Here is a 25,472-nt window from a genome sequence, read left to right as displayed (position 1 = left end):
CTACACCGCCGCCGTCGTCACGCCGCCATCGACCACGATGGTCTGCCCGGTCATGAAGGTCGAGGCATCCGAGGCGAGATAGGCAACCGCGCCGGCGATCTCGTGCGGCTCGCCGATGCGGCGCAGCGGCGTGGTGGCGCAGCGCTGCTTCAGGCGGGCTTCGTCCTCCCACAGCGCGCGGGCGAAATCAGTCTTGACCAGGCCCGGCGCAACGCAATTGACGCGCACGCCCTGCGGGCCCCATTCGCCGGCGAGGCTGCGGCACAGCGAGAAGTCGGCGGCCTTGGAGATGCCGTAGGCGCCGATCACGGTCGAGCCGCGCAGGCCGCCGATCGAGGAGACGATCACGACCGAGCCTTTCCCGCGCGCGGCCATCGGCGGGATCGCCTTGGCGCAGAGCCACAGGTTGCTCTTGACGTTCGAGCCCATGATCTTGTCGAAGGCCTCGTCGGTGATGTCGAGCAGCGGTCCGTAATACGGGTTCACCGCGGCGTTGCAGACGAGGATGTCGACCTGGCCGTAATGCTTCACGGCGCCATCGATCAGCGCGTCGACCTCAGGCCTGCGCGAGATGTTGCAGGGAATCACATGCGCATCGCCGCCATTGGCGCGGATGCCGGCCGCGACCTCCTCGCAGGCGTCGGCCTTGCGGCTGGAGATCACGACCTTGGCGCCGAGTTGCGCGAGCAATTCAGCCGAGGCACGGCCGATGCCGCGGCTCGAGCCGGTGATCACGGCGACCTGGCCGGCAAGGTTGAAGGGATTGGGGGTCATGGCTCGTTCCTCCGCGTCATTGCGAGGAGCGAAGCGACGAAGCAATCCAGGGCAACGCATGACGCCCTGGATTGCTTCGCTTCGCTCGCAATGACGGCTCAAAAATCAAACCGCATCGGAGCCAAGCCAGCGTAGGCACCGAAGAGCCTCAGATCGTCATACGCGGGCTTGACCCGCGCATCCATCATTCGAAGGCGATGGGTTGCCGGGTCAAGCCCGGCAACGACGCATCCTGTTAGATCAGCCCACCGGCCTCGCTGACGCGGCGCATGTGGTAGTCGGTGTCGCCGAAGGTCAGCTCGATCATCGACAGGCGCTTGAAGTAGTGGCCGATCTTGGCCTCCATCGTCATGCCGATGCCGCCGTGCAGCTGGATCGACTGCTGGCCGACGAACTTGCCGGACTTGCCGATCTGCACCTTGGCCGCGGCGATCGAGGTGGCGCGCTCCTTGGCGTCGTCGAAGTCGGCGGCCATGGTGGCGAACATCGACATCGAGCGGGCCTGCTCCAGCGCGACGAACATGTCGGAGGCGCGGTGCTGCAACGACTGGAACGATCCGATCGCGACGCCGAACTGCTTGCGCGTCTTGATGTACTCGACCGTGGTCTTGAGCGACTCGTCCATCAGGCCGACCGCCTCCGCGCACAGCGCGATGCGGGCCTCGTCGACGACGCGCTCGATCAGCGGCAGGGCATTGGCGGGATCGCCGATGGCCGCGTCAGCACCGACCTCGACACCGGTGAAGGTGATGTCCGCGGCGTACAGGCCGTCCTGGGTCGGATAGCCCTTGCGGGTGACGCCCTTCGCGTCGGCGGGGACGATGAACACGCCGATGCCGGACTTGTCGCGCTGGCCACCGGAGGTGCGCGCGGTGACGATCAGGGTGTCGGCATTCTCGCCGTTGAGCACGACGAACTTCTCGCCGTCGATGACATAGCCGTCGCCCTTCTTCTTGGCCGACGTCGCGACGTCGAACAGATCATAGCGCGACTGCTTCTCGAGCTGGGCAAAGGCGAAGGTCTTGCTGCCGTCGATGATGCCCGGCAGGTGCGCCGCCTTCTGCGCGGCCGAGCCGGCGTGGCGGAGGAAGCCGCCCGACAGCACCACGGTCGCGAGATACGGCTCGAGCACCAGCGCGCGGCCCATCGCTTCCATCACGATCATGGTCTCGACGCCGCCGGCGCCGAAGCCGCCGTCTTCCTCCGAGAACGGCAGGCCGAGCAGGCCCTGCTCGGCGAGCTTGGACCAGATCGCCTGGCTCCAGCCACCCTTCTCCTTCATGTACAGCTTGCGCTTGTCGAAATCGTAGGCATCCGCCAGCAGGCCGTCGATGCTGTCCTTGAGGAGGCGCTGCTCCTCGGTGAGATCAAAATCCATGTGAGTTTCCTTGAAATGACCTGTTGCCAGGAGCTCCGCTCGTCACCTCTCCCCGCATGCGGGGAGAGGTCGGATTGCATCGCCAGATGCAATCCGGGTGAGGGGGACTCTCCACGAGCACGGTGCCTGGAGAGCCCCCCTCACCCCGACCCTCTCCCCGCACGCGGGGAGAGGGAGAAGAGCGTCAGAGCCCCAGCACCGCCTTGGCGATGATGTTGCGCTGGATCTCGTTGGAGCCGCCGTAGATCGAGACCTTGCGGTTGTTGAAGTAGCTCGGCGCGATCTGGGCGGTCCAGTCCATGGTCTCGTTGCTGTCGTCGTCGCCATGGACGTCGTAGGGCGCGGCGAACGGGCCGATCACCTCCATCAACAGCTCGGTGGTGGTCTGCTGGATCTCGGAGCCCTTGATCTTCAGCACCGAGGACGCCGGGTTGGGCTTGCCCTTGCCGTGCTTGCCCTCGTCGGCGACGACGCGCAGCTGGGTCAGCTCCAGCGCCTTCAGCTCGACCTCACAGGCCGTCAGCTTCTCGCGGAACGACGGATCTTCCAGAACGGGACGGCCGCCGGCTTCGACCTTGGCGGCGAGCTCCTTGATGCGGCGGATACGCTCCTTGGAGACGCCGACGCGGGCAATCCCCGTGCGCTCATTGCCGAGCAGGAACTTGGCGTAGTCCCAGCCCTTGTTCTCCTCGCCGATCAGGTTCTCGATGGGCACCTCGACGTCGTCGAAGAACACCTCGTTGACCTCCCGGCCGCCGTCGATGGTCTGGATCGGACGCACCGTGACGCCCTTCGACTTCATGCTGAAGACGATGAAGGAGATGCCCATCTGCTTCTTGGCGGAGGGATCGGTGCGGCACAGGCAGAAGATCATGTCGGCGTGCTGGGCAAGCGTCGTCCAGGTCTTCTGGCCGTTGATGATCCACTTGTCGCCGCGGCGCTCGGCCTTGGTCTTGAGCGAGGCGAGGTCGGAGCCCGAGCCCGGCTCGGAGAAGCCCTGGCACCACCAGTCGTCGACATTGGCGATGCGCGGCAGGTACTTCTTCTTCTGCTCCTCATTGCCGAAGGTGTAGATGACCGGGCCGACCATGCTGACGCCGAAGGCGAGCGGCTGCGGCGCCGGATAGGCCTGCAGCTCCTCATTGAAGATGTAGTGCTGCACAGAGGTCCAGCCGGTGCCGCCATATTCCTCCGGCCAGTGCGAGACGCCCCAGCCCTTCTTGTTGAGGATGCGCCACCAGGTCACCATCTCGTCCTTCGACAGATGCCGGCCCTCGACCATCTTGCGGCGCGTCTCCGCGGGCACGTTGTCCCTGAAGAACTGCCGCACTTCCTCGCGGAACGCCTGCTCTTCCTTGGTAAATGCAAGATCCATTGGATCCTCCCGTGTCTAGTTTATCCATCGACAAATCGAGCTGTCATTCCGGGGCGCCTCGAAGAGGCGAACCCGGAATCCATAACCACGATGGTGAGCATGGATTCCGGGCTCGCGCTCCGCGCGCCCCGGAATGACGAAGAATTACTGCAGCACCTCGAACAGGCCGGCGGCGCCCATGCCGCCGCCGACGCACATGGTGACGACGGCGTATTTGGCCTTGCGGCGACGGCCTTCGATCAGCGCGTGGCCAGTCAGGCGCGCGCCCGACATGCCGTAGGGATGGCCGACCGAGATGGCACCGCCATTGACGTTGATCTTGTCGGGGTCGATGCCGAGCTTGTCGCGGCAGTACAGCACCTGCACCGCGAACGCCTCGTTCAGCTCCCACAGGCCGATGTCATCGACCGTGAGCCCATGGCGCTTCAGCAGGCGCGGCACCGCGAACACCGGGCCGATGCCCATCTCGTCGGGCTCGCAACCATGGGCAACGAAGCCGCGGAAGATGCCGAGCGGCTGCAGGCCGCGCTTGGCGGCCTCCTTGTCGCTCATGATCACCGAGGCCGAGGCGCCGTCCGAGAGCTGGCTGGCATTGCCGGCGGTGATGGTGAAGCCGTCGCCGCGCACGGCCTTGAGGCCGGCGAGACCTTCGGCGGTCGTCTCAGGACGCGGGCCCTCGTCCTGCGACAGGGTGATGTCCTTGAACGAGATGTTGCCGGTGGCCTTGTCGGTCACCGCCATCTTGGTCGAGATCGGCGCCAGCTCCTCGCTGAACTTGCCGCCCTGCTGCGCGGCGGCGGTGCGGCGCTGGCTCTCCAGCGCGTATTCGTCCTGGCGCTCGCGCGAGATGCCGTAGCGCTTGGCGACGACCTCGGCGGTGTCGATCATCGGCATGTAGACGTCGCCCTTGATCTCGAGCAGCGCCGGGTCGGTGGCCTGGAAGGCATTCATCTTGTCGTTCTGGACCAGCGAGATCGACTCGCCGCCGCCGCCGACCGCGATCTCGACGCCGTCGAAGATCACCGAGCGCGCCGCGAGCGCGATGGCCTGCAGGCCGGAGGCGCATTGGCGGTCGATGGTGGTGCCGCCGACCGACACCGGCAGGCCGGCGCGGAGCAGCGCCTTGCGCGCGATGTTGCCGCCGGTCGAGCCCTGCTGCAGGGCCGCGCCCATCACGACGTCCTCGACCTCGGCCGGATCGATCTTGGCGCGCTTGACGGCCTCGCCGATGGCGTGACCAAGCAAGGTGGCGCCGCCGGTGGCGTTGAGCGCGCCGCGATAGGCCTTGCCGATCGGCGTGCGGGCGGTGGAAACGATGACGGCATCGGTCATGGGCGACCTCCTGTTGTTGTTACGATTGTTTGCTGTGAGATGTTGATGATTGCTGCTGGCGCAATTCGTGACGCGACAATTTTCCGACCGGCGTGCGCGGCAGCTCGTCGACGAACTCGACCGCCGCCGGCAGCTCGTGCTTGCCGAGCTTGCCGGTCAGGAAGGCGCGGAGCTCCTCGACCGGGAACGGCGCGAAGCCGTCGCGCAGCTTGATGAAGGCTTTCGCGGCTTCGCCGCGATAGGCATCGGGAATGCCGATCACGATCACCTCCTGCACCGCCGGATGCGTGTAGATCGCCTGCTCGATCATCTGCGGATAGACGTTGAAGCCGCCGGAGATGATCATGTCCTTCTTGCGATCGACCAGGAAATAGAAGCCGTCGGCGTCGACATAGCCGATGTCGCCGGTCAGGAAATGGTCGCCGACGAAGGACTGCGCCGATTCCTCCGGCCGGTTCCAATAACCCTTGGTGACGTTCGGCCCCTTGACGCGGATCTCGCCGACCTCGTTGATCCCGAGCACCTTCGCGGGATCTTCCAGCGACACGACGTCCATCTCGATGCCGGGCAGCGCGATGCCGATCGAGCCGGGCTTGTCCGGCCCCTCCTTCGGGTGGCTGGTGCCGGGCGAGCAGGTCTCGGTCATGCCCCAGCCGCTCTTCAGCTTCATGCCGACGCGCCGCTCCAGGATGCGCGCGACCTCGACCGGCAACGGCGCGCCGCCGGAGCCGACGCTGGTCAGCGACGACAGATCGCGCTTGTCGAGATCCGGCAGGTTGGCGATCGCGATCCACATCGTCGGCACGCCCGGGAAATAGGTCGCGCGCTTCACCTCGATGTCGCGCATGACAGCCTCGACGTCGAAACGCTGATGCAGCGAGACCAGGGTGCCGATGCGCAGCGCGGTCAATAACACCACGCTCAGCGCATAGATGTGGAACAGCGGCAGCACGCAGATGACGCGATCGGCGCCATCGTGGTGCGGCCGGGTGGCGCGGCTCCAGATCTCGATGATCGAGACCGCGGAGGTAAGGTTGCCATGCGTCAGCATCGCGCCCTTGGGCAGGCCGGTGGTGCCGCCGGTATATTGCAGCAACGCGATGTCGTCGGGCGAGATGTCAGGCCAGGCGGCGGGCGCCACCGCGCCGTCGACGAAGGCACGATGCGTCGTGATCGCGGGGTTGTCGGGCAGCGGCGTCTGCGGCGTGCCGACCTTGCCCCAATCATCATCCTCGCAGACGATCAAATGGTCGAGAAGGCCCTTCGCCAGGAACTTCAGCGCCATCGGCAGCAGCGCCGACAGGTTCGACGTCACCAGGATGCGCGCGCCGGAGTCGCTGAGCTTGTGCGACAGCGCGATCTCACCGTCGAGCGGCGACAGATGCACGACCCGGGCGCCGGCTTTCAGCGCGCCGAAGAAATTGATCGGATGGTCCGGCGTGTTGCTGAGGAACAGCGCGATCGAGGCTCCCTTGCCGAAGCCGGCGCGGAGAAACGCCGCGGCCGCCTGATCGACGTGGCCGGCGAGCTGGTTGAAGCTGATCGGACGATCGCGGAATTCCAGCGCATGGCGATCGCCGAAGTCCGCGACGGACTTCGCCAGCAGATCCGGCAAGGTGCCGCGCGCGATCGGCGCGTCCCAGCGGACGCCTTCGGGATAGAACTGTTCGCCGGGATGGGTCATGCAAGCTCGACTTCCGTTGGCGTAAGGCGGCCCCACTCTTTCCGTTCCCTCCCCCCTTGTGGGGGAGGGGCAGGGAGGGGGGTGGCCCCGGGCGAGACTGCCGTTGTGGCCCCCCACCCCCGACCCCTCCGCGCAAGGGGGAGGGGAGTAGACTGTCGCGCGGAGCGGCAGTCGGGCTTTCTCAAGCGGCCTTCCCCTGCGCGAGCGAGGCGAAGGTCTTGCCCTCGTCCGCGAGCTTCTTCAGCAGCGGCGCCGGCTCCAGCGACGGATCATTCGTCTCCTTCGCGTAGAACGCCAGCCGCTCGGCGATGTGCTTCAGGCCGACGCTGTCGGCCCAGTACATCGGGCCGCCGCGATAGATCGGCCAGCCATAGCCGTACAGCCAGACGACATCGATATCCGACGGACGCGCCGCGATGCCTTCGGCGAGGATCTTCGCGCCCTCGTTGATCATCGGATACATCATGCGCTCGAGAATCTCCTCGTCGCTCACCGTGCGGCGCTTGAGGCCGAGCTTTGCGAGCGTCTCGTCGATCAGCTTCTCGACATCCGGATCCGGCAGCGGCGCGCGCGAGCCGGCCTCGTATTTGTAGTAGCCCTTGCCGGTCTTCTGGCCGAAGCGGCCGGCTTCGCACAGCGCATCCGCGATCTCGCTCTTGATGCCGCGGTCCTTGCGCGAGCGCCAGCCGATGTCGAGGCCGGCGAGGTCGCCCATCGCGAACGGGCCCATCGGCATGCCGAACTTGGTGACGACGGCGTCGACCTGCTGCGGCAGCGCGCCCTCGAACAGCAGCTTCTCGGCCTGCTTGCCGCGCTGGGCCAGCATGCGGTTGCCGACGAAGCCGTCGCAGACGCCGACCACGGCCGGCACCTTGGCGATCTTGCGCGCGATCGACACCGCCGTGACGAGCGCGTCCGGCGCGGTCTTGTCGGCGCGCACGATCTCGCACAGCTTCATGACGTTGGCCGGCGAGAAGAAGTGCATGCCGAGCACGTCCTGCGGCCGGCTGGTCTCGGCGGCAATGGCGTCGATGTTCAGATAGGAGGTGTTGGAGGCCAGCACCGCGCCGGGCTTGGCGTATTGATCGAGCTTGCCGAACACTTCCTTCTTCACCGCCATGGTCTCGAACACCGCCTCGATGACGAGGTCGGCGTCCTTGACGTTCTCCAGGCCGACCTTGCCGTCGATCAGCGCCATGCGCTTGGCCGGTGCATCCGCCGGGATGCCGCCGCGCGCGGCGGTCGCCTCCCAGTTCTTCTGCATGATGCCCATGCCGCGCTTGAGCTGCTCCTCGGCAGTCTCGATCAGGGTGACGGGAATACCGGCATTGGCGAACGACATCGCGATGCCGCCGCCCATGGTGCCGGCGCCGATGATGGCAACGCGCTCGACCTTGCGACCCTTGGTGCCCTCGGGCACGCCCGCGATCTTGGCGGCCTCGCGCTCGGCGAAGAACGCATAGCGCTGCGCCTTCGACTGGTCGCTGGCGACGAGCTTGAGGAAGCCCTCGCGCTCGCGCTTCAGACCTTCATCAAAAGGAAGGTCGATCGCGTAGCCGACCGCGTCGGCGGCTGCGAACGGAGCTTCAAGTCCGCGCGACTTCTTGGTGATCGCAGCCACCGCATTGGTGAAGATCGAACGATCGGCCTTCGCGGCCGCAATCTTGGAGTCGTCATCGCGCAGCTTGCGCAACGGACGGTTCTCCGCCACCACCTTGCGCGCGAACTCGACGCCGCCCGACGCCGGCCCCTCGACGATCTCCTCGATCAGGCCATTCTTGTGCGCCTCGGCCGCGCTGATCGGATCGCCGCCGACGATCATCTTGACCGCGAGCTCCGGACCGACCGCACGCGGCAGGCGCTGCGTGCCGCCCGCACCCGGCAGCAGTCCGAGCTTCACCTCGGGCAGACCGAGCTTCGCCTCCTTGGTGGCGACACGATAATGACAGGCCAGCGCCACTTCGAGGCCACCGCCGAGCGCGGTGCCGTGAATCGCGGCGATCACCGGCTTCGGGCTGTTCTCGATCGTGCTGAGCACGTCGTTGAGCGCCGGCGGCTTCGGCGGCTTGCCGAATTCGGTGATATCGGCGCCCGCGATGAAGGTGCGGCCGCCACAGGTGAGGACGATGGCCTTGATCGTGGGATCGTCGATCGCCGCCTTGACGTTGTCGAGGATACCGCCACGAACTGCGGCACTCAGCGCATTGACCGGCGGACTGTCGATGGTGACGATGCCGATGATGTCTTGGCGATCAAGCTTTGCCACTTCGCTCACGCTAGGCTCCTTGGGATGTCGTTTCTTTGCGGCCGGTTAACGCACCGGCCAATTGTTGGACCTTCATTTGCGCAGAGTATCAGCCTTGCTTGCGTCTACCCGCTGCCGAACCTCAATTCCGCAGTGCGAAACGTAATTCCACATCTTGACACGCAGGGTTATTTTGAAGCACGAGCGTTGTCAACGAGGCTCATCAATCAACAGCCGATGACATGAAACGCCCAGGGAAGAAAGCTGCGACCGATCGCAACTTCGTCGTTGCGCTGTCGCGCGGCCTGGAAGTGCTGCGCGCCTTCCGGCCGAACGACGGCCTGCTGGGCAACCAGGAGATCGCCGCACGCACCAATCTGCCCAAGGCAACGGTGTCGCGCCTGACCTATACGCTCACCAAGCTCGGCTATCTCACCCCGGTTCCCCGTTTCGAGAAGTATCAGCTGGCGCCGTCGGCGCTGCTGCTCGGCTATGCCGCGCTCGCCAACCTCGGCGTGCGCCAACTCTCCGAGCCGTTTCGCGAACAATTGATGCGCGAGACCGGCGGCGCGGTGGCGATCGGCGGCCGCGACCGCCTGAGCATGATCTATATCGGCCAGAGCCGGCATGGCGTCGTGAATGTCGAGCTCGACGTCGGCTCACGCATTCCGATCGCCACCACGGCGATGGGCCGTGCCTATCTCTGGGCGCTCCCCGAAGAGGAGCGCGCCGCGCTCATGCGCGAGATGCGCGAGCATTATGGCAACCGCTGGCCGAAGATCCGCGACGGCATCGAACGCGCCGGCGAGACTGTCGCCAAGCACGGCTTCGCGATCTCGGCCGGCGAGTGGCAGGACGATGTCCACGCCGTCGCCGCGGCGCTGAGGCTCAATGATGGAACGGGTCCCTACGCGATCAATTGCGGCGCGCCTGCATTCCGCTTCACGGAAGAGCGTCTGCTCACCGACATTGGACCTCGCCTCGTGGCGATGGTAAGAAAAATCGAAGCGGCGCTTGGCGGACTCGCGCCGCAAACTAATCAGACTAATAATCAGACGAGCCAATCGTCTCACAAAGACCTCAATAAAAAGCCGAAGCCAGGAGGAAAAGTTGCCCGTGTTGCCGAGGGTATCAGATAGCCTGCATCATCGCGGTCGGCTGGCGCCGCGCCCCAATCTGAACGATTTCGGGAGGGGCGAGACGAGATGACGCAGGCACAGCTCGCCCCCACGAACGATCCGCTGCTCGCGGTTCGCGACGTCAGCGTCGTGTTCGGCGGCATCGTCGCGCTGAACGGCGTGTCGTTCAACATGCAGAAGGGCCAGATCCTCGGCCTCATCGGCCCGAACGGCGCCGGCAAGACGACGCTGTTCAACTGCCTCAGCCGCCTGTACCAGCCGAGCGCCGGCGACATCCTGATGGAAGGCCGCAGCATCCTGACGCGGCCGCCACATCGCATCGCCGAGATCGGCATCGGCCGCACGTTCCAGAACGTCGCGCTGTTCCCGAACCTCTCGGTGCTCGACAATGTCCGCGTCGGCACCCATGCCCGGACGTCGAGCGACATCATCTCGGACTCGCTGCGGCTCGCGTGGATCCGGCGCAGCGAGAAATCCATGAACACCAAGGTTCACGAGATCCTCGCTTATCTCAATCTCGAGGAGGTCGCGCACAAGACCGTGTCCGGCCTGCCGTTCGGCACGCAGAAGCGCGTCGAGCTGGCGCGCGCGCTCGCCGCCGATCCGAAGATCCTGCTGCTCGACGAGCCTGCGGGCGGCCTCAACCACGAGGAAGTCTATGTGCTCGGCGACCTGATCCGCCGCATCCGCGACGATCGTCACATCACCGTACTGCTGGTCGAGCATCACATGGGTCTGGTGATGTCGATCGCCGACCACGTCGTGGCGCTGAATTTCGGCCGCAAGCTCGCCGAGGGCACGCCGGCCCAGGTGCAGGCCGATCCCGACGTCATCAAGGCCTATCTCGGGAGCAAGGATCAATGACGGCGCTTCTCAACGTCAAGGACCTGCGCGCCTATTACGGCCAGGTCCAGGCCCTGCACGGCCTCTCCTTCTCGCTCAACGAGGGCTCGCTGACGACCCTGCTCGGCGCCAACGGTGCCGGCAAGACCACGACCTTGCGCGCGATCTGCAACATGGTGCGCTCGACCGGCGCGATCGAGTTCGAGGGCAAGCCGCTCAACAACAAATCGACCGAGAGCATCGTCCGCTTCGGCATCGCGCATGTGCCGCAGGGCCGCGGCACCTTCACCAACATGACGGTGGAGGAAAATCTGCAACTCGGCGCCATCACCCGCAGCGACAAGGCGGGCATCGTTGCCGACATCGAGCGGATGTACTCCTACTTTCCGAAGCTCAAGGAGCGTCACACCCAGCAGGCCGGCACCCTCTCGGGCGGCGAGCAGCAGATGCTCGCGGTCGCCCGCGCCCTGATGCTGCGCCCCCGGCTGATGCTCCTCGACGAGCCGTCATTCGGCCTTGCGCCGCTGGTGGTCCGCGATCTCTTCGGCATTCTCGGCAAGATCAATCGCGAGGAAAAGGTCTCGATCCTCGTCGTCGAGCAGAACGCGCAGCTCGCGCTGGAGCTCGCCGACCAGGCCTATGTGATCGAGACCGGCCGTATCGTCATGTCGGGTGTCGCCAAGGACATCGCGAACGACGAGAACGTCCGCAAATCCTATCTGGGCTACTAACGGAGGCGGGACAATGGAACTCTTCACCAACCAGGTCCTGGCCGGCATCGCGACGGGCGCGATCTACGCCTGCATGGCGCTCGCCGTCGTGATGATCTACCAGGCCATCGACCATCTCAACTTCGCGCAAGGCGAGATGGCGATGTTCTCGACCTTCATCTCCTGGCAGCTGATGCAATGGGGCCTGCCGTATTGGGCGGCCTTCGTGGTCACGCTGGCGTTCTCGTTCGCCGGCGGCATCGCTATCGAGCGCGTGCTGTTCAAGCCGCTGACCAAGGCGCCGATCCTGACGCAAGTCGCCGGGTTCATCGCGCTGTTCTCGATCATCAACTCCTGTGCCGGACTGATCTGGGACTTCACGATCAAGCAGTATCCGACCCCGTTCGGCTCCTCGCCGTTCCTGGGCAGCCAGCTCATCTCGACCCACCAGGCCGGCATGATCGGCATTACCCTGTTGCTGCTGGTCGGGCTGTACTTCTTCTTCCAGTACACCCGCGTCGGCCTCGCGATGCGGGCTGCGGCGGCGCTGCCCGAGTCGGCACGGCTGGTCGGCATCAACACGTCCTGGATGATCGCACTGGGCTGGGGCATGGCGGCGGCGATCGGCTCGATCGCCGGCATGCTGATCGCACCTGTGGTGTTCCTCGAGCCCAACATGATGGGCGGCGTGCTGATCTATGGCTTCGCCGCGGCCGTGCTCGGCGGTCTCACCAGCCCGTTCGGCGCGGTGCTCGGCGGCTTCCTGGTCGGCATCTTCGAGAATCTCGCCGGCACCTACATCCCGCACGTGGGCAATGAGATGAAGCTGCCGATCGCGCTGGCCCTGATCATCTCCGTCCTGGTCATCAAACCCGCCGGCCTGTTCGGCCGCAACATCGTGAAGCGAGTCTGATCATGAGCGCAGTCGAGGAAATCGCATCCCAGACGCCCGCGGTCGAGGCCGTTCCGAAGCGGGCCATGACCCTGAGCTCCGGCACCACCTTCGTTGTCGTGCTGCTGCTTCTGATCGTGCCGCTGTTCGTCAAGAACTTCATCATCTTCCAGATGACGATGCTCCTGATCTATGGCCTCGCCGTGCTGGCACTGAACATCCTGACCGGCGGCTCCGGACAGTTCTCGCTCGGGCAGAGCGCGTTCTACGCCGTCGGCGCCTATACATCGGCGATCCTGATGGAGCAGTACAACGTCAACTACGCGCTGACCCTGCCGATCGCCGGCGTCATCTGCTTCGGCTTCGGCTTCCTGTTCGGCCAGCCGGCGCTGCGGCTGTCGGGCGTCTATCTGGCGCTCGCCACCTTTGCGCTCGCCACCGCCATGCCGCAGATCCTCAAGCTCGGCTTCTTCGAGCACTGGACCGGCGGCGTGCAGGGTCTGGTCGTCACCAAGCCCGACGCGCCGTTCGGCCTGCCGATGTCCCAGGACATGTGGCTGTACTACTTCACCCTGGCGATCACGATCGCGATCTACGTGTTCTCGGTGAACCTGCTGCGCTCGCGCTCGGGCCGGGCGTTCATGGCGATCCGCGACAACGAGATCGCCGCCTCCGCCATGGGCATCGACGTCGCAACCTACAAGACGCTGGCGTTCGGCGTCAGCGCGGGAATCACCGGCGTCGCCGGCGGATTGGGCGCGATCGCGGTGCAGTTCGTCGCGCCGGACAGCTATACGATCGTGCTCGCGATCTCGCTGTTCCTCGGCATGGTCGTCGGTGGCGTCGGCTGGCTGCCCGGCTCGTTCGTCGGCGCGGCCTTCATCATCTTCGTTCCCAACGTCGCCGAAGGCATTTCCAAGGGCCTGTCCGGCGCGGTGTTCGGCGTACTGCTGTTCCTCGTCATCTTCCTCGTGCCGCACGGCTCGCGGCAGGTGGCGATGGTGGCCCAGCAGCTGCTCGGCAAACTCAGAAAAAACTAAGGAGGAATTCTTGCAGGTCGCTCAACAACTCCGGCTAGCCGCCCTCGCGACGGCGGTCGTCGCCCTCACCTCGAGCGCAGCCTTCGCCCAGAAGAAATACGACACTGGCGCGTCCGACACCGAGATCAAGATCGGCAACATCATGCCCTATAGCGGTCCCGCGTCCGCCTACGGCGTGATCGGCAAGACCGAGGAGGCGTATTTCAAGAAGATCAACGCCGAGGGCGGCATCAACGGCCGCAAGATCAACTTCGTCACCTATGACGACGCCTACTCGCCGCCGAAAGCCGTCGAGCAGGTGCGCAAGCTGGTCGAGAGCGACGAGGTGCTGTTCGTCTTCAATCCGCTCGGCACGCCGTCGAACTCGGCGATCCAGAAATATCTCAACGGCAAGAAGATTCCGCAGCTGTTCATCGCCACCGGCGCCACCAAGTGGAACGACCCGAAGAACTTTCCGTGGACCATGGGCTGGCAGCCGAGCTACCAGAGCGAGGGCCGCATCTATGCGAAGTACCTGCTGAAGGAGAAGCCGGGCGCCAAGATCGGCGTGCTGTTCCAGAACGATGATTTCGGCAAGGACTACCTGAAAGGCCTCAAGGACGGCCTCGGCGACAAGGCCGCCTCGATGGTCGTGATGGAGGAGAGCTACGAGACTTCCGAGCCATCGATCGACGGACATATCGTCAAGCTGAAGGCCTCCGGCGCCGACACCTTCTTCAGCGTCACCACGCCGAAATTCGCGGCGCAGGCGATCAAGAAGCTCGCCGAGATCGACTGGCATCCGACGCATCTGGTCGTCAACGTCTCGGCCTCCGTCGGCAGCGTCATCAAGCCGGCCGGCTTCGAGAACTCGCAAGGGATTCTCTCCGCCGCCTACGCCAAGGATGCAGCTGACGCGCAGTGGGACAATGATCCCGGCATGAAGAAGTTCTTCGACTTCCTCGCGCAGTACGCGCCCGACGCCAACAAGCTCGACAGCTCGACCGTGTACGGCTACGGCGCCGCGCAGACGCTGGTGAAGGTGCTGCAGATGTGCGGCGACGACCTCACCCGCGCCAACGTGATGAAGCAGGCCGCGAGCCTGAAGGATTTTGCACCGGACACGCTGCTTCCGGGCGTCAAGATCAACACCTCGGCCACCGACTTCGCCCCGATCGAGCAACTGCAGATGATGCGGTTCAAGGGCGAGAAGTGGGAGCTGTTCGGCGAGGCTATCAGCGGCGCCGTCGAGTAGCTAAAAGTCGAGTCATCGCGCATCGCCGCCAACGAGCGGTGCCGATCTCCACTGGCCCTCCGTGCTCACTGCACGGAGGGCTTTTTCATGCCCGAAGCGTCCGTTCGACCGGCGGTGAAGCGACACCGCCCGACTGATCTCAGGCTGTTCTCGCAAAGCACTCACCCGCCGAGATTGCGCTCTCTCGCAACTGCACATCCAAAACGGCCGCGAAAACACGGCCCGTGCCGTGATGTCGCAGCGTGGCCGCATCAGCTCTGCTATAGTTCCCGTGTCAACAAGAGCTTCCAGCAAGGAAGCCGCGACACGTCATCGAGAACCAACACGGGAGATACGCACAATGATGATCACGCGCAGAGCAGCCCTCGCCTCAGTCGCCGCCATCGCCTTCGCCTCCACCACCGCATCCGCCGCCGATAAGAAATACGACACCGGCGCTTCGGACACCGAGATCAAGATCGGCAACATCATGCCCTATAGCGGGCCGGCCTCGGCCTACGGCATCATCGGCAAGACGGAAGCGGCCTACTTCAAGAAGATCAACGCCGAGGGCGGCATCAATGGCCGCAAGATCAACTTCATCTCCTATGACGACGCCTATTCGCCGCCGAAGACCGTGGAGCAGGCCCGCAAGCTGGTCGAGAGCGACGAGGTGCTGTTCATCTTCAATTCGCTGGGCACGCCGCCGAACACCGCCATTCAGAAATACATGAACTCGAAGAAGGTCCCGCAGCTGTTCGTCGCGACCGGCGCCACCAAGTGGAACGATCCGTCCAACTTCCCGTGGACCATGGGCTGGCAGCCGAACTACCAAAGCGAGTCACGCATCTACGCCAAATACCTGCTGAAGGAAAAGCCGGACGCCAAGATCGCGGTGCTGTATCAGAATGACGATTATGGCAAGGACTACCTGAAGGGGCTGAAGGACGGGCTGGGCGCCAAGGCCGCCTCGATGATCGTGATGGAGGAGAGCTACGAAACGGCCGAGCCCTCGATCGACAGCCACATCGTGAAGCTCAAGACCACCGGCGCCGACGTCTTCATGAACATCACCACGCCCAAATTCGCGGCGCAGGCGATCAAGAAGATCAAGGAAATCGATTGGAAGACGCTGCATCTCCTCAACAACGTGTCGGCTTCGGTCGGCAGCGTGCTGAAGCCCGCGGGCTTCGAGAATTCGCAGGACATCATCTCGGCCGCCTACCTGAAGGACGTTTCCGATCCGCAATGGAAGGACGACGCCGGCATGAAGCAGTTCCTCGACTTCATGGCCAAGGAGTTCCCGGAAGGCGACAAGCTCGACGGCGGCACCGTCGTCGGCTACGCCGTGGCGCAGACGCTGGTGCAGGTGCTGAAGCAGTGCGGTGACGATCTGACCCGCGCCAACGTGATGAAGCAGGCGGCCTCCCTGCGCAACTTCCGGAGCGAGATGCTGTTGCCGGGCATTTCGATCAACACGTCGGCGACGGACTTCGCGCCGGTGAGCCAGCTGCAGCTCATGCGCTTCAAGGGCGAGAAGTGGGAGCTGTTCGGCGACGTGATCTCGGCCGACGTCGGCGGCTGATCGCTGGCGGCAACGATGATGCCTTCTGCGGCGTCGCGCCGCAGGAGGCATTTCTTCATCTGAACAATCTTTGCCAAGCCTTTCTTAAGCTAGGAGTTGGACGAGCGGCGGTCATGCGTCGGCAGCGGTTACGCCGCGCGCGCGGCTGGGCTATGGGGACGGCTTCGGAGTGAAACGAGTCGCCCGCGCTGCGGGCGGATCCAACAACAAGGCCAAGCTCCAAGGCCGCGAAGGAGTCCCCACGTGACCACTGCCCTCACCCGCCGTACCGTCTCAGGCCTGCTCGGCCTCGCCCTCGTCGGCGCCGCCGCCGGCAGCGCTTACGCCGACAAGAAATACGACACCGGCGCCAGCGACACCGAGATCAAGATCGGCAACATCGTTCCCTATAGTGGTCCCGCCTCGGCCTACGGCTCGGTCGGCAAGGCGATGTCGGCGGTGTTCAAGAAGGTCAATGACGAGGGCGGCATCAACGGCCGCAAGATCAACTTCATCTCGTATGACGACGCCTATTCGCCGCCCAAGACGGTGGAGCAGGCGCGCAAGCTGATCGAGAGCGACGAGGTGCTGTTCCTGTTCGGCGTGCTCGGCACCGCGCCCAACACCGCGATCCAGAAATACATGAATGCCAAGAAGGTGCCGCAGCTGTTCGTGGCCACCGGCGCGACCAAGTGGAACGAGCCCAAGACCAATCCGTGGACGATGGGCTGGCTGCCAAGCTACCAGTCGGAAGCGCGGATCTACGGCAAGTATCTCAACGCGCAACAGCCGACCGGCAAGATCGCCGTGCTCTACCAGAACGACGACATGGGCAAGGACTATCTGAAGGGCCTCAAGGACGGCCTCGGCGATGCCTCACGCGTGGTGCTGGAGGAGAGCTACGAAATCGCCGAGCCGACGGTGGAGTCCCACATCGTCAAGATGAAGTCGGCCAATCCGGACGTCGTCGTGCTGTTCACCACGCCGAAGTCGGGCGCTCAGGCGATCAAGAAGCTCGGCGAGATGAGCTGGAAGCCGGTCACCATCATCTCGAACGTCAGTGCCTCGACCGCCGCCGTGATGCGGCCGGCCGGCGTCGAGAACTCGCAGGGCGTGATCTCGGCCGCCTACGCCAAGGATGCCTCCGATCCGCAGTGGGCCAATGACCCCGGCCTCGGCGCGTTCCGCGAGCTGCTCGCCAAATATCTGCCGGAAATCAACCCCGTGGATTCGTCGGCGCTGACCGGCTACAACATCGCCACCACGATGGTCGAGGTGCTGAAGCGATGCGGCGACGAACTGACTCGCGCGAATGTCATGAAGCAGGCGGCAAGCCTGAAGCAGTTTGCGCAAGGCGGGCTGCTGCCCGGCGTCACGCTGACCACCGGCCCCGACGATTTCCAGCCGATCGAGCAGCTGCAGCTGATGCAGTTCAAGGGCGAGCGCTGGCAGCTGTTCGGCGAGGTCATGAGCGGCGAGCTGAAGTAGGCGATCGCGCATCCGCGGGCGGCACCGCATGACCAGCCGCCGTCCGCTGTTGCGCGCGATCTTCGACGCCGCGGTCGCCGCGGCGCATCCCGACGTCGTGCTGCCGGGCTTCCTCCCGGCGGCGCCCAAGGGTCGCATCATCTGCCTCGCCGCCGGCAAGGGCGCAGCGGCCATGGCTGTCGCCGCCGAGCGGCACTATCTCGACACGCTCGGATTCGATCCCGTGAAGCTCGTGGGCATTGCAACCACCCGCCATGGCCACGGCGTGCCGACGCGCCGGATCAAGGTGATCGAAGCCGGCCACCCGATGCCGGACGAGGCCGGGCTGAAGGCCGCGGATGACACGCTGCAGCTGGCCGCGACGGCCGAAGCCGACGACCTGATGCTGGTGCTGATCTCCGGCGGCGGCTCCGCCAACTGGGTCGCCCCTGTCCACGGCGTCAGCTTCGCGCAGAAGCAGCAGCTGACCCGGGCGCTGCTGCGCTCGGGCGCGCCGATCGGCGAGATGAACATCGTCCGCAAGCATCTGTCGCGCATCAAGGGCGGACGGCTGGCCCGCGCCGGGCAGAAGGCCGAGATCGTGACGCTCGCGATCTCCGACGTGCCGCATGACGATCCCTCGGCCATTGCCTCCGGCCCGACCGTGCCGGATCCGACCACGCTGGCGGACGCCCGCGCGATCGTCGCGAAATACAAGCTCGAGGTCGACCCGGCGATTGCCCGGGCGCTCGAGGATGCCGCCAATGAGAGCTGCAAGCCCGGTGATCCCGCCTTCGCCCGCGCCTCGTTCGAGCTGATCGCCCGGCCCGCGAGCTCGCTCGAGGCTGCCGTCGCGGCCGTCAAGGCAGCCGGCTACGACGTGCTCGACCTCGGCGCCGATCTCGAGGGCGAGGCCCGCGAGGTGGCCGCCGATCACGCCAAGCTGGCGCGCGAGGCCCGCGCACTCGGCCGCCGCATGGCGATCATCTCCGGCGGCGAGCTCACGGTGACCGTGCGCGGCCAGGGCCGCGGCGGTCCGAACCAGGAATATGCGCTCGCGCTCGCCGACCTGCTGCAGAACATGGACGGCGTCGCGGCGCTGGCCGGCGACACCGATGGCGCCGATGGCGGCGGCGGCAGCGCATCCGATCCGGCGGGCGCGCTGGTCGATGCCGAGGTGATCGCGGCCATGCGAAGCCAAAATCTCGATCCTCAGGCCTATCTCGCCAACAACGACGCCACCGCGTTCTTCGCCGCGACCGGCGGGCTGCTGCAGACCGGGCCGACGCTGACCAATGTCAACGACGTCAGAGTGATCCTGGTCGACTGAGCGCACGGCGCCTCAGAACTCCTCCGCGATCTTGGTCAGCATCGCCAGCAGCGTCTCGCGCCCATGGGGGCCGAGCAGCTCGTTGAGCCGCGCCTCGTGCTTCGAGACCACCAGCTTCTTGGCGCGGGCGAGCACGCCCTTGCCCTTCTCTGTCAGCAGCAGGATATGCGAACGCCGGTCATTGGCCGAGCGGACGCGGGTACAGAGCTCGCGGCTTTCCAGGCTGTCCAGCAGGGACACGAAATTGGGCCGGAGGATGCCCAGCGTATTGGCGATCTCGGTCTGGTTGCGGCCGGGATTGGCGTCGAGCAGCAGCAGTACCGAGAACTGCGCCGGCGTCAGCTGCAAGGGTGCAACGCAGCGAAGGAAGTCCTCGAACACCTTCAACTGCGCCCGTTTCAGCACATAGCCGAGCAGATCGGAGAGCTCGCCGAGCTGGACCGCTTGCGTCTCCTCGACGGCTACGGCAGCTTCCTTGCGGCTGTCCCGCTTGCTGACGGGCCTGGCGCTATCGGACATGGCGATCCGCCAAATTCATCTTCGCTTCCATCCCTGGTCTCGAATGCCGCAGCCGGAACAGCGGCCTTGAGATTATAATCGATAATTGTTATCCACTATATCAAACACGGGCAGCCATTCAACTGCTCCGACCAGCCGCGGGCGCAAGGCACCCCACGGCGTGCGGTCACCACAGAGGGGGAGCGTCCTGTCTTGAACACAACGATCTTGCTGTTCCTGTTGCAGGACGGCATTACCAACGGCGCGATCTACGCCCTGCTTGGGCTGGCGCTGGTGCTGGTATTCGCCGTCACGCGCGTCATCCTCATCCCCCAGGGCGAATTCGTCACTTACGGCGCGCTCACCTACGCCTCGCTCGCCGCCGGCCGCATGCCGGGTACAGCGAAGCTCGCAGTGGTGATCGGCCTCGTTGCCTTTGCCTTCGACCTCTATGCGATGCGCAAGACGCTGCATCTGCCGAAGATCGCGCGCGCCGCTGCCCTTCACGTTGCGTTCCCCGTCGTCGTGCTGCTCGCCAGCATGTGGGCCGCGGACCAGCGCATGCCGGCCGGCGTCAGCCTGGTGCTGTCGCTGCTGATCGTCGCCAGCATCGGCCTGTCGCTGTATCGCATCGTGTTCCAGCCGCTGGCTCACACCTCGGTGCTGGTGCTGCTGATCGCCTCCGTCGGCGTGCATCTTGCGCTGCAAGGCCTCGGCCTGCTGTTCTTCGGCGCCGAGGGCCAGCGCGGCCCGACACTGCTCAACGCCACCGCAACGCTCGGCTCGCTGCGCTTCACCGGCCAGGGCATGGCAGTCTACGGCATCACCATCGCTTTCATCATCGGGCTCTGGCTGTTCTTCGGCCTGACCTTGTACGGCAAGGCGCTGCGCGCCACCGCCGTCAACCGTCTGGGCGCCCGCCTGGTCGGCATCCGCACGACGCTGTCCGGCCAGATCGCCTTCCTGCTGGCGTCCACCATCGGCGCGCTCTCCGGCATCCTGATCGTGCCGATCACCACGCTCTATTACGACACCGGCTTCCTGATCGGCCTGAAGGGCTTCATCGCCGCGATCATCGGCGGCCTGATCAGCTATCCGCTGACCGCCGTTGCTGCCCTCGTCGTCGGCATCGTCGAGGCGTTCTCCTCGTTCTACGCCTCGAACTTCAAGGAAGTGATCGTCTTCACGCTGCTGATCCCGGTCCTGCTGCTGCGTTCGCTCGCCGCGCCCGCGGTCGAAGAAGAGAAGGATTGAGCCGTGCGCGAGCGTTGGCCTCTCATCGTCTTTGCCGTCCTCGTCGCGGCGATCCCGTTCATTCCGGGCGTGCCGCCATTCTGGATCGTGCTGCTCGACAATATCGGCCTGTCCGCGCTGGTCGCGATGGGCCTGGTGCTTTTGACTGGCGTCGGCGGCCTCACCTCGTTCGGCCAGGCCGCCTTCGTCGGCTTCGGCGCCTACACCACGGCGGTGCTGTCGGCGCAATATGGCGTCTCGCCCTGGCTGACCCTGCCGCTGTCGCTGCTGGTCTCCGGCCTCGCCGCCGTGCTGCTCGGCCTCGTCACCGTCAGGCTGTCCGGACACTACCTGCCGCTCGGCACGCTGGCCTGGGGCCTCGGCCTTTACTATCTCTTCAGCAAGCTGGCGTTCCTCGGCCGCAACGACGGCATCTCCGGCATCCCGCCGCTGTCGATCGGCAGCCTCAGGATGCTCGATCCCGGCACGATCTACTACGCGATCTGGGCCGCTGTGCTGATCTCCGCGCTGCTGACGATGAACCTGCTGGACTCCCGCACCGGCCGCGCCATTCGCGCGCTGCGCCGCGGCCACATCGCGGCCGAAGCGTTCGGCGTGTATTCGCCGCGCGCCAAGCTGCTGGTGTTCATCTACGCGGCCGTGCTCGCCGGCCTGTCCGGCTGGCTCTACGCGCACTTCACCCGCGCGGTGAACCCGACGCCGTTCGGGGCCCAGGCCGGCATCGAATATCTGTTCGTCGCGGTCGTCGGCGGCGCCGGCTACGTCTGGGGCGGCGTGCTCGGTGCTGCGATCGTCGTGGTGCTGAAGGAAGTGCTGCAAAGCTATCTCCCGCTGCTGCTGCATGGTGAGGGCCAGCTCGAGACCATCGTGTTCGGCATCCTCCTCGTCACCCTCCTCCAGCTCGCGCCGACCGGATTGTGGCCGTGGCTGACCGCGCGGCTGCCGTTCAAGCCCGTCGCGAAGAAGCCGGACACCTCGATTGAGCTGCCCGCGCGCGTGCGCTCCTCCTCGGCGCCGAACGTGCTGCTGCAGGTCGACAATGCGCGCAAGCAGTTCGGCGGCGTGGTCGCGGTCAACAACGTCTCGTTCGACGTCCAGGCCCGCGAGATCGTCGCGCTGATCGGTCCCAACGGCGCCGGCAAGAGCACGACCTTCAACCTGATCACCGGCGTGCTGCCGCCGACCTCCGGCAACATCTCGGTGCTTGGCAAGGCCGTCGGCAACGCGCCGCCGCAGGACGTGGTCAAGCTCGGCATTTCCCGCACCTTCCAGCACGTCAAGCTGGTGCCCGACATGACCGTGCTGGAGAACGTCGCGATCGGCGCGCATCTGCGCGGCCATTCCGGCGCGCTGTCCAGCATGTTCCGGCTCGACCGCGCCGACGAGGCCAAGCTGCTGGCGGAAGCCGCGCGCCAGATCGAGCGCGTCGGGCTCGGCGACCAGATGCACCAGCTCGCCGGCTCTCTGTCCCTGGGCCAGCAGCGCATCGTCGAGATCGCCCGCGCGCTGTGCGTCGATCCGATGCTGCTGCTGCTCGACGAGCCCGCGGCCGGCCTGCGCCACATGGAGAAGCAGCGCCTCGGCGCGCTGCTGCGCGAACTCAGGGCCGGCGGCATGTCGGTGCTGCTGGTCGAGCACGACATGGGCTTCGTCATGGATCTCGCCGACCGCATCGTGGTGCTCGATTTCGGCACCAAGATCGCCGAGGGCACACCAGCCGCGATCAAGACCAATCCCGAGGTGATCAAGGCGTATCTCGGAGCCGCCGCATGAGCACCCTGCTGGAAGTCACCGACGCCCACGTCTCCTACGGCAAGGTCGAAGCGGTCCGCTCCGTCTCGCTCACCGTGGCCGAGAACGAGATCGTCACCATCATCGGCGCCAACGGCGCCGGCAAGACCACCTTGCTCAGCGCCATCATGGGCGTGTTTCCGCTCAAGGGCCGCGTCTCCTTCCTGGGCGAGGACCTGGCGCGCTACGAGATCGAGGACCGCGTCGCCCGCGGCCTCTGTTTGGTGCCGGAGCATCGCGAGCTGTTTGCGACCATGAATGTCGAGGACAATCTGCAGCTCGGCGCCTTCAGAATGTCGAAGGCGCACGCGGCGCGCGGCTTCGAGCACGTCTACACGCTGTTCCCGAAGCTGAAGGAGCGGCGCAAGCAGCTCGCCGGCACGCTCTCGGGCGGCGAGCAGCAGATGCTGGCGATGGGCCGCGCGCTGATGGGCTCGCCGAAGATGCTGATGCTGGACGAGCCGAGCCTCGGGCTGGCGCCGATCATCGTCGCCGGCATCTTCGAGATTGTCGCCAAGCTGCGCGAGGAAGGCGTTTCGGTGCTGCTGGTCGAGCAGAACGCCAAGGCTGCGCTCAAGGTCGCCGACCGGGCCTATGTCATGGAGCTCGGCGAGTTCGTGCTCAACGGCAAGGCGAGCGACATCGCGACCGATCAGCGCGTCGCGGCGAGCTATCTCGGCTTTGCCGAGACCGCCGCGCGCTGAGCCGAACCTGAAAATGGGATGGCGCTGTCTCAGGATGGCGCCTCCTTCGACAGGAGGAAGTCGACCATCACATGCTCCAGCGCCCGGTACATGTCGGTGCCGGTCGCCGTCAGGCAACCCCGCGCGCGGGCGGCGGCGATGAAGGGCGATACCTCGGGCTTGGTGATGACACAGCCGCAATAGGCTGAAGGACTGACGGTCGCCATGTCGACCGGCAGGGGATCGTCGGGCTGCATGCCCGCCGGCGTCGCGTTCACGACCATGTCGAACCCGCTGGCGTCGGTGCTGCCGACGATCGCGCGGCCTTTGCCGCGTTCATTAAGACGGGCGATCAGCGCGTCGCGGCGGCCTGCATCGCTGTCGTGAATGGCGAGTTCGCGCACGCCGGCATCGATCAGGGCCAGTGCAATCGCCGAGCCGGCGCCGCCTGCCCCGACCTGCAAGGCGCGAACGCCGGCGGGATCGAAGCCTGCCGCCTTCGCCGCGCCGACGAAGCCGAGACCGTCGACCATGTCGCCGTGCCAACGGCCGCCAGGACCACGCCGCATCAGGTTCACGGCGCCGATGAAATGCGCGCGTTCGGTGGCCGTGGCACAGGCGCGATAGCAGGCGAATTTGTGCGGGATGGTGGCGACGATGCCGTCGAGATTTTTCACCCGCGTCATCGTCGCCAGGAAATCCGCGAGATCGGCTGGCGCGACCTGGACCGCCACCAGGATCGCGTCACTCTCGCGATCCGCGAAGGCTTCGCTGACCCCCGCGGGCGCGCGCACCTGCGCGATGGGATCGCCGATGATGATGTGGAGCCTGGTGGCGCCGGTGGGGGCGAAGATCATTGCGGGCCTCTCGGAAAACGACAAAGATTGCCGTGCAAATAGCCGAAAGGCCGGCTCAACGAGCCGGCCTTTCCTGATTGAAGCGATGGTCCGTACAGCTCACTTCGCCGGGACGTATTTGCCGTCCTTCACGGTCAGGATGATGCGGGCGCGGTCGTCGAGGCCCGAGCGGTCCTTTTCGGTGAAGTTGTAGACGCCCTGCGAGGCGGCGAGATCCTTCTCGCTGAGCAGCGCCTGGCGGATCGCCTCGCGGAACTCCGGCGTGCCGGGCTTGGCGGTTTTCAGCGCCACCGGGATGACGCGCTTGAGGATCTCGAACGCGTCGAAGGAGTGGCCGGCGAACTGGCTGCGGCTGTTCGGGCCGTACTTGGCCTCATAGGCCTTGTTCAGTTCGAGGCCGGGCTTCTTGGTCAGCGCGCTGTCGTCCTGCGTCTCCGGTGACATCACCGGGCCCGAGGCCATGATCACGCCTTCCGCCGCCTTGCCGGCGATGCGGATGAAGTCCATGCTCGCCGCGCCGTGGGTCTGGTAGATCAGGCCGGTGTAGCCGCGCTCACGCAGCTCGGTCTGCGGCAGCGCCGCCGCGGTGCCGGAGGCACCGACCAGGATCGCGTCCGGGTTGGCGGCAACCAGCTTCAGCACCTGGCCCGTCACCGACGTGTCGGGACGCGCGAAGCGCTCCTCGTCGACGATGGTGACGCCCATCGGCACGCCCTGGTTCTTCAGATCGTTGAACCAGAGATCGCCGTAGGAGTCGGAATAGCCGATATAGCCGACGGTCTTCACGTTATGAGCCTTCATGTGCTCGTAGAGCACCTTGCCCATGATCGGCACCGGCTGCGGCATCACCACCGACCATTTGGTACGCTCCGGCGTGACCGGGAACGGCGCCAGGCCGAAATGCGGGATGCCGGCCTCGTTGGCGACGTTGGACACCGCGATGGTCGGCGGCGTCAGCGCCGAGCCCATGATGATGTCGGCCTTGGATTCGGTCACGAAGCGGCGAGCATTGGTGGTCGCCGTGGTCGGATCGCCGCCGTCATCGAGCACGATCACCTTCAGCGGCACGCCGCCGATCTCCTTCGGCACGAATTCCAGCGCATTGCGCTCGGGAATGCCGAGCGCTGCGCCCGGGCCCGTCGTGGTCGTGGTGATGCCGATGGTGATCTCGCTGGTCTGCGCCAGCGCCGGAGCCGACACCAGCATCGCAATGACGCCAGCCGCCGCCAGATAGGCCTTCCTCATCAATTCCTCCCTCAATCTTTTCGGTTCAGCTCGTGATCCGCCGATCCTGTTTGCAGTCCCGCCCCTGTTCCGGGACGTCTTCCAGTTGGCCGGCCGATAGGTGTCCAAACGTGATCATAGCATTGAACACGAGAAGATCACTTCTCACCATCCGACCA

At 65.5% G+C, this 25,472-nt stretch carries 21 protein-coding genes; 12 read left to right on the top strand and 9 right to left on the bottom strand.

The genetic code is table 11. The annotated features are described in order from the left end of the window. From ACQR1Y_RS28810 to ACQR1Y_RS28785, 6 genes are all read right to left on the bottom strand, one after another. Positions 1-774 carry an SDR family NAD(P)-dependent oxidoreductase gene (locus ACQR1Y_RS28810; protein WP_434878934.1) on the bottom strand — a complete coding sequence of 258 codons (774 nt, stop codon included), beginning with the start codon at positions 772-774 and terminating at the stop codon, positions 1-3. 235 nt (positions 775-1,009) lie between these two features. After that, complete coding sequence (gene pimD / locus ACQR1Y_RS28805; protein WP_434878935.1) at positions 1,010-2,152, bottom strand: pimeloyl-CoA dehydrogenase small subunit; 1,143 nt, start codon at positions 2,150-2,152, stop codon at positions 1,010-1,012. 184 nt (positions 2,153-2,336) lie between these two features. Further along, the gene (gene pimC / locus ACQR1Y_RS28800) at positions 2,337-3,527 is read right to left on the bottom strand and encodes a pimeloyl-CoA dehydrogenase large subunit (protein ID WP_434878936.1); all 1,191 of its coding nucleotides are present in this window, start codon (positions 3,525-3,527) and stop codon (positions 2,337-2,339) included. Between the two features lie 144 nt (positions 3,528-3,671). Next, positions 3,672-4,859, bottom strand: a complete 1,188-nt coding sequence (locus tag ACQR1Y_RS28795; protein WP_434878937.1) for an acetyl-CoA C-acyltransferase — start codon at positions 4,857-4,859, stop codon at positions 3,672-3,674. A 19-nt stretch (positions 4,860-4,878) separates the two neighbouring features. Continuing rightward, positions 4,879-6,543 carry a dicarboxylate--CoA ligase PimA gene (gene pimA / locus ACQR1Y_RS28790; RefSeq protein ID WP_434878938.1) on the bottom strand — a complete coding sequence of 555 codons (1,665 nt, stop codon included), beginning with the start codon at positions 6,541-6,543 and terminating at the stop codon, positions 4,879-4,881. 181 nt (positions 6,544-6,724) lie between these two features. Then, a complete protein-coding gene (locus tag ACQR1Y_RS28785; protein ID WP_434878939.1) occupies positions 6,725-8,818 on the bottom strand; it encodes a 3-hydroxyacyl-CoA dehydrogenase NAD-binding domain-containing protein in 2,094 nt (697 codons plus the stop codon). A 212-nt stretch (positions 8,819-9,030) separates the two neighbouring features. Between ACQR1Y_RS28785 and ACQR1Y_RS28780 the strand changes: the two genes are divergently transcribed. The 9 genes from ACQR1Y_RS28780 (at position 9,031) to ACQR1Y_RS28740 (ending at position 18,986) form a co-directional block, all read left to right on the top strand. Then, on the top strand, positions 9,031-9,927 hold the full coding sequence (locus tag ACQR1Y_RS28780; protein ID WP_434859681.1) for an IclR family transcriptional regulator: 897 nt from the start codon (positions 9,031-9,033) through the stop codon (positions 9,925-9,927). A gap of 66 nt (positions 9,928-9,993) precedes the next feature. After that, entirely contained in the window at positions 9,994-10,791 is a 798-nt protein-coding gene (locus ACQR1Y_RS28775) for an ABC transporter ATP-binding protein (RefSeq protein WP_434859680.1), read from the top strand. Beyond that, positions 10,788-11,501, top strand: coding sequence for an ABC transporter ATP-binding protein (locus ACQR1Y_RS28770; RefSeq protein ID WP_434859679.1), 714 nt, complete (start codon positions 10,788-10,790; stop codon positions 11,499-11,501). Before ACQR1Y_RS28775 ends, ACQR1Y_RS28770 begins: the two co-directional genes overlap by 4 nt. A 13-nt stretch (positions 11,502-11,514) precedes the next feature. Further along, a complete protein-coding gene (locus ACQR1Y_RS28765; protein WP_434878940.1) occupies positions 11,515-12,393 on the top strand; it encodes a branched-chain amino acid ABC transporter permease in 879 nt (292 codons plus the stop codon). Positions 12,394-12,395: 2 nt separating this feature from the next. Continuing rightward, a complete protein-coding gene (locus ACQR1Y_RS28760) occupies positions 12,396-13,412 on the top strand; it encodes a branched-chain amino acid ABC transporter permease (RefSeq protein ID WP_434878941.1) in 1,017 nt (338 codons plus the stop codon). A gap of 10 nt (positions 13,413-13,422) precedes the next feature. After that, the gene (locus ACQR1Y_RS28755; RefSeq protein WP_434878942.1) at positions 13,423-14,646 is read left to right on the top strand and encodes an ABC transporter substrate-binding protein; all 1,224 of its coding nucleotides are present in this window, start codon (positions 13,423-13,425) and stop codon (positions 14,644-14,646) included. Between the two features lie 340 nt (positions 14,647-14,986). Next, positions 14,987-16,210, top strand: a complete 1,224-nt coding sequence (locus tag ACQR1Y_RS28750) for an ABC transporter substrate-binding protein (protein ID WP_434859675.1) — start codon at positions 14,987-14,989, stop codon at positions 16,208-16,210. Between the two features lie 243 nt (positions 16,211-16,453). Beyond that, entirely contained in the window at positions 16,454-17,677 is a 1,224-nt protein-coding gene (locus ACQR1Y_RS28745; protein ID WP_434859674.1) for an ABC transporter substrate-binding protein, read from the top strand. Positions 17,678-17,705: 28 nt separating this feature from the next. Further along, positions 17,706-18,986, top strand: coding sequence for a glycerate kinase type-2 family protein (locus ACQR1Y_RS28740; protein ID WP_434878943.1), 1,281 nt, complete (start codon positions 17,706-17,708; stop codon positions 18,984-18,986). A gap of 12 nt (positions 18,987-18,998) precedes the next feature. Here the strand turns inward: ACQR1Y_RS28740 and ACQR1Y_RS28735 are convergent, their stop codons facing one another. After that, positions 18,999-19,505, bottom strand: coding sequence for a MarR family winged helix-turn-helix transcriptional regulator (locus tag ACQR1Y_RS28735; protein WP_434878944.1), 507 nt, complete (start codon positions 19,503-19,505; stop codon positions 18,999-19,001). Between the two features lie 192 nt (positions 19,506-19,697). On the opposite strand from ACQR1Y_RS28735, the gene ACQR1Y_RS28730 reads away from it, so the two are divergent. The 3 genes from ACQR1Y_RS28730 to ACQR1Y_RS28720 are packed head-to-tail and all read left to right on the top strand — an operon-like array spanning position 19,698 to position 23,233. Next, a complete protein-coding gene (locus ACQR1Y_RS28730) occupies positions 19,698-20,738 on the top strand; it encodes a branched-chain amino acid ABC transporter permease (protein WP_434878945.1) in 1,041 nt (346 codons plus the stop codon). A gap of 3 nt (positions 20,739-20,741) precedes the next feature. After that, positions 20,742-22,511 carry a branched-chain amino acid ABC transporter ATP-binding protein/permease gene (locus tag ACQR1Y_RS28725; protein ID WP_434859670.1) on the top strand — a complete coding sequence of 590 codons (1,770 nt, stop codon included), beginning with the start codon at positions 20,742-20,744 and terminating at the stop codon, positions 22,509-22,511. After that, complete coding sequence (locus ACQR1Y_RS28720) at positions 22,508-23,233, top strand: ABC transporter ATP-binding protein (protein WP_434878946.1); 726 nt, start codon at positions 22,508-22,510, stop codon at positions 23,231-23,233. The genes ACQR1Y_RS28725 and ACQR1Y_RS28720 overlap by 4 nt, the downstream gene beginning before the upstream one ends. A gap of 29 nt (positions 23,234-23,262) precedes the next feature. Here ACQR1Y_RS28720 and ACQR1Y_RS28715 read toward each other — a convergent pair whose 3' ends face one another. Then, positions 23,263-24,069 (bottom strand): shikimate dehydrogenase family protein, encoded by an 807-nt coding sequence (locus ACQR1Y_RS28715; protein ID WP_434878947.1) that lies wholly within the window; start codon positions 24,067-24,069, stop codon positions 23,263-23,265. A 99-nt stretch (positions 24,070-24,168) separates the two neighbouring features. Next, the gene (locus ACQR1Y_RS28710) at positions 24,169-25,314 is read right to left on the bottom strand and encodes an ABC transporter substrate-binding protein (RefSeq protein WP_434878948.1); all 1,146 of its coding nucleotides are present in this window, start codon (positions 25,312-25,314) and stop codon (positions 24,169-24,171) included. Positions 25,315-25,472 lie beyond the last annotated feature (158 nt).

This window comes from Bradyrhizobium sp. HKCCYLRH3099 (genome assembly GCF_051167855.1).
Lineage (GTDB): Bacteria > Pseudomonadota > Alphaproteobacteria > Rhizobiales > Xanthobacteraceae > Bradyrhizobium.
This window is presented reverse-complemented; position numbering and strand designations above follow the sequence as displayed.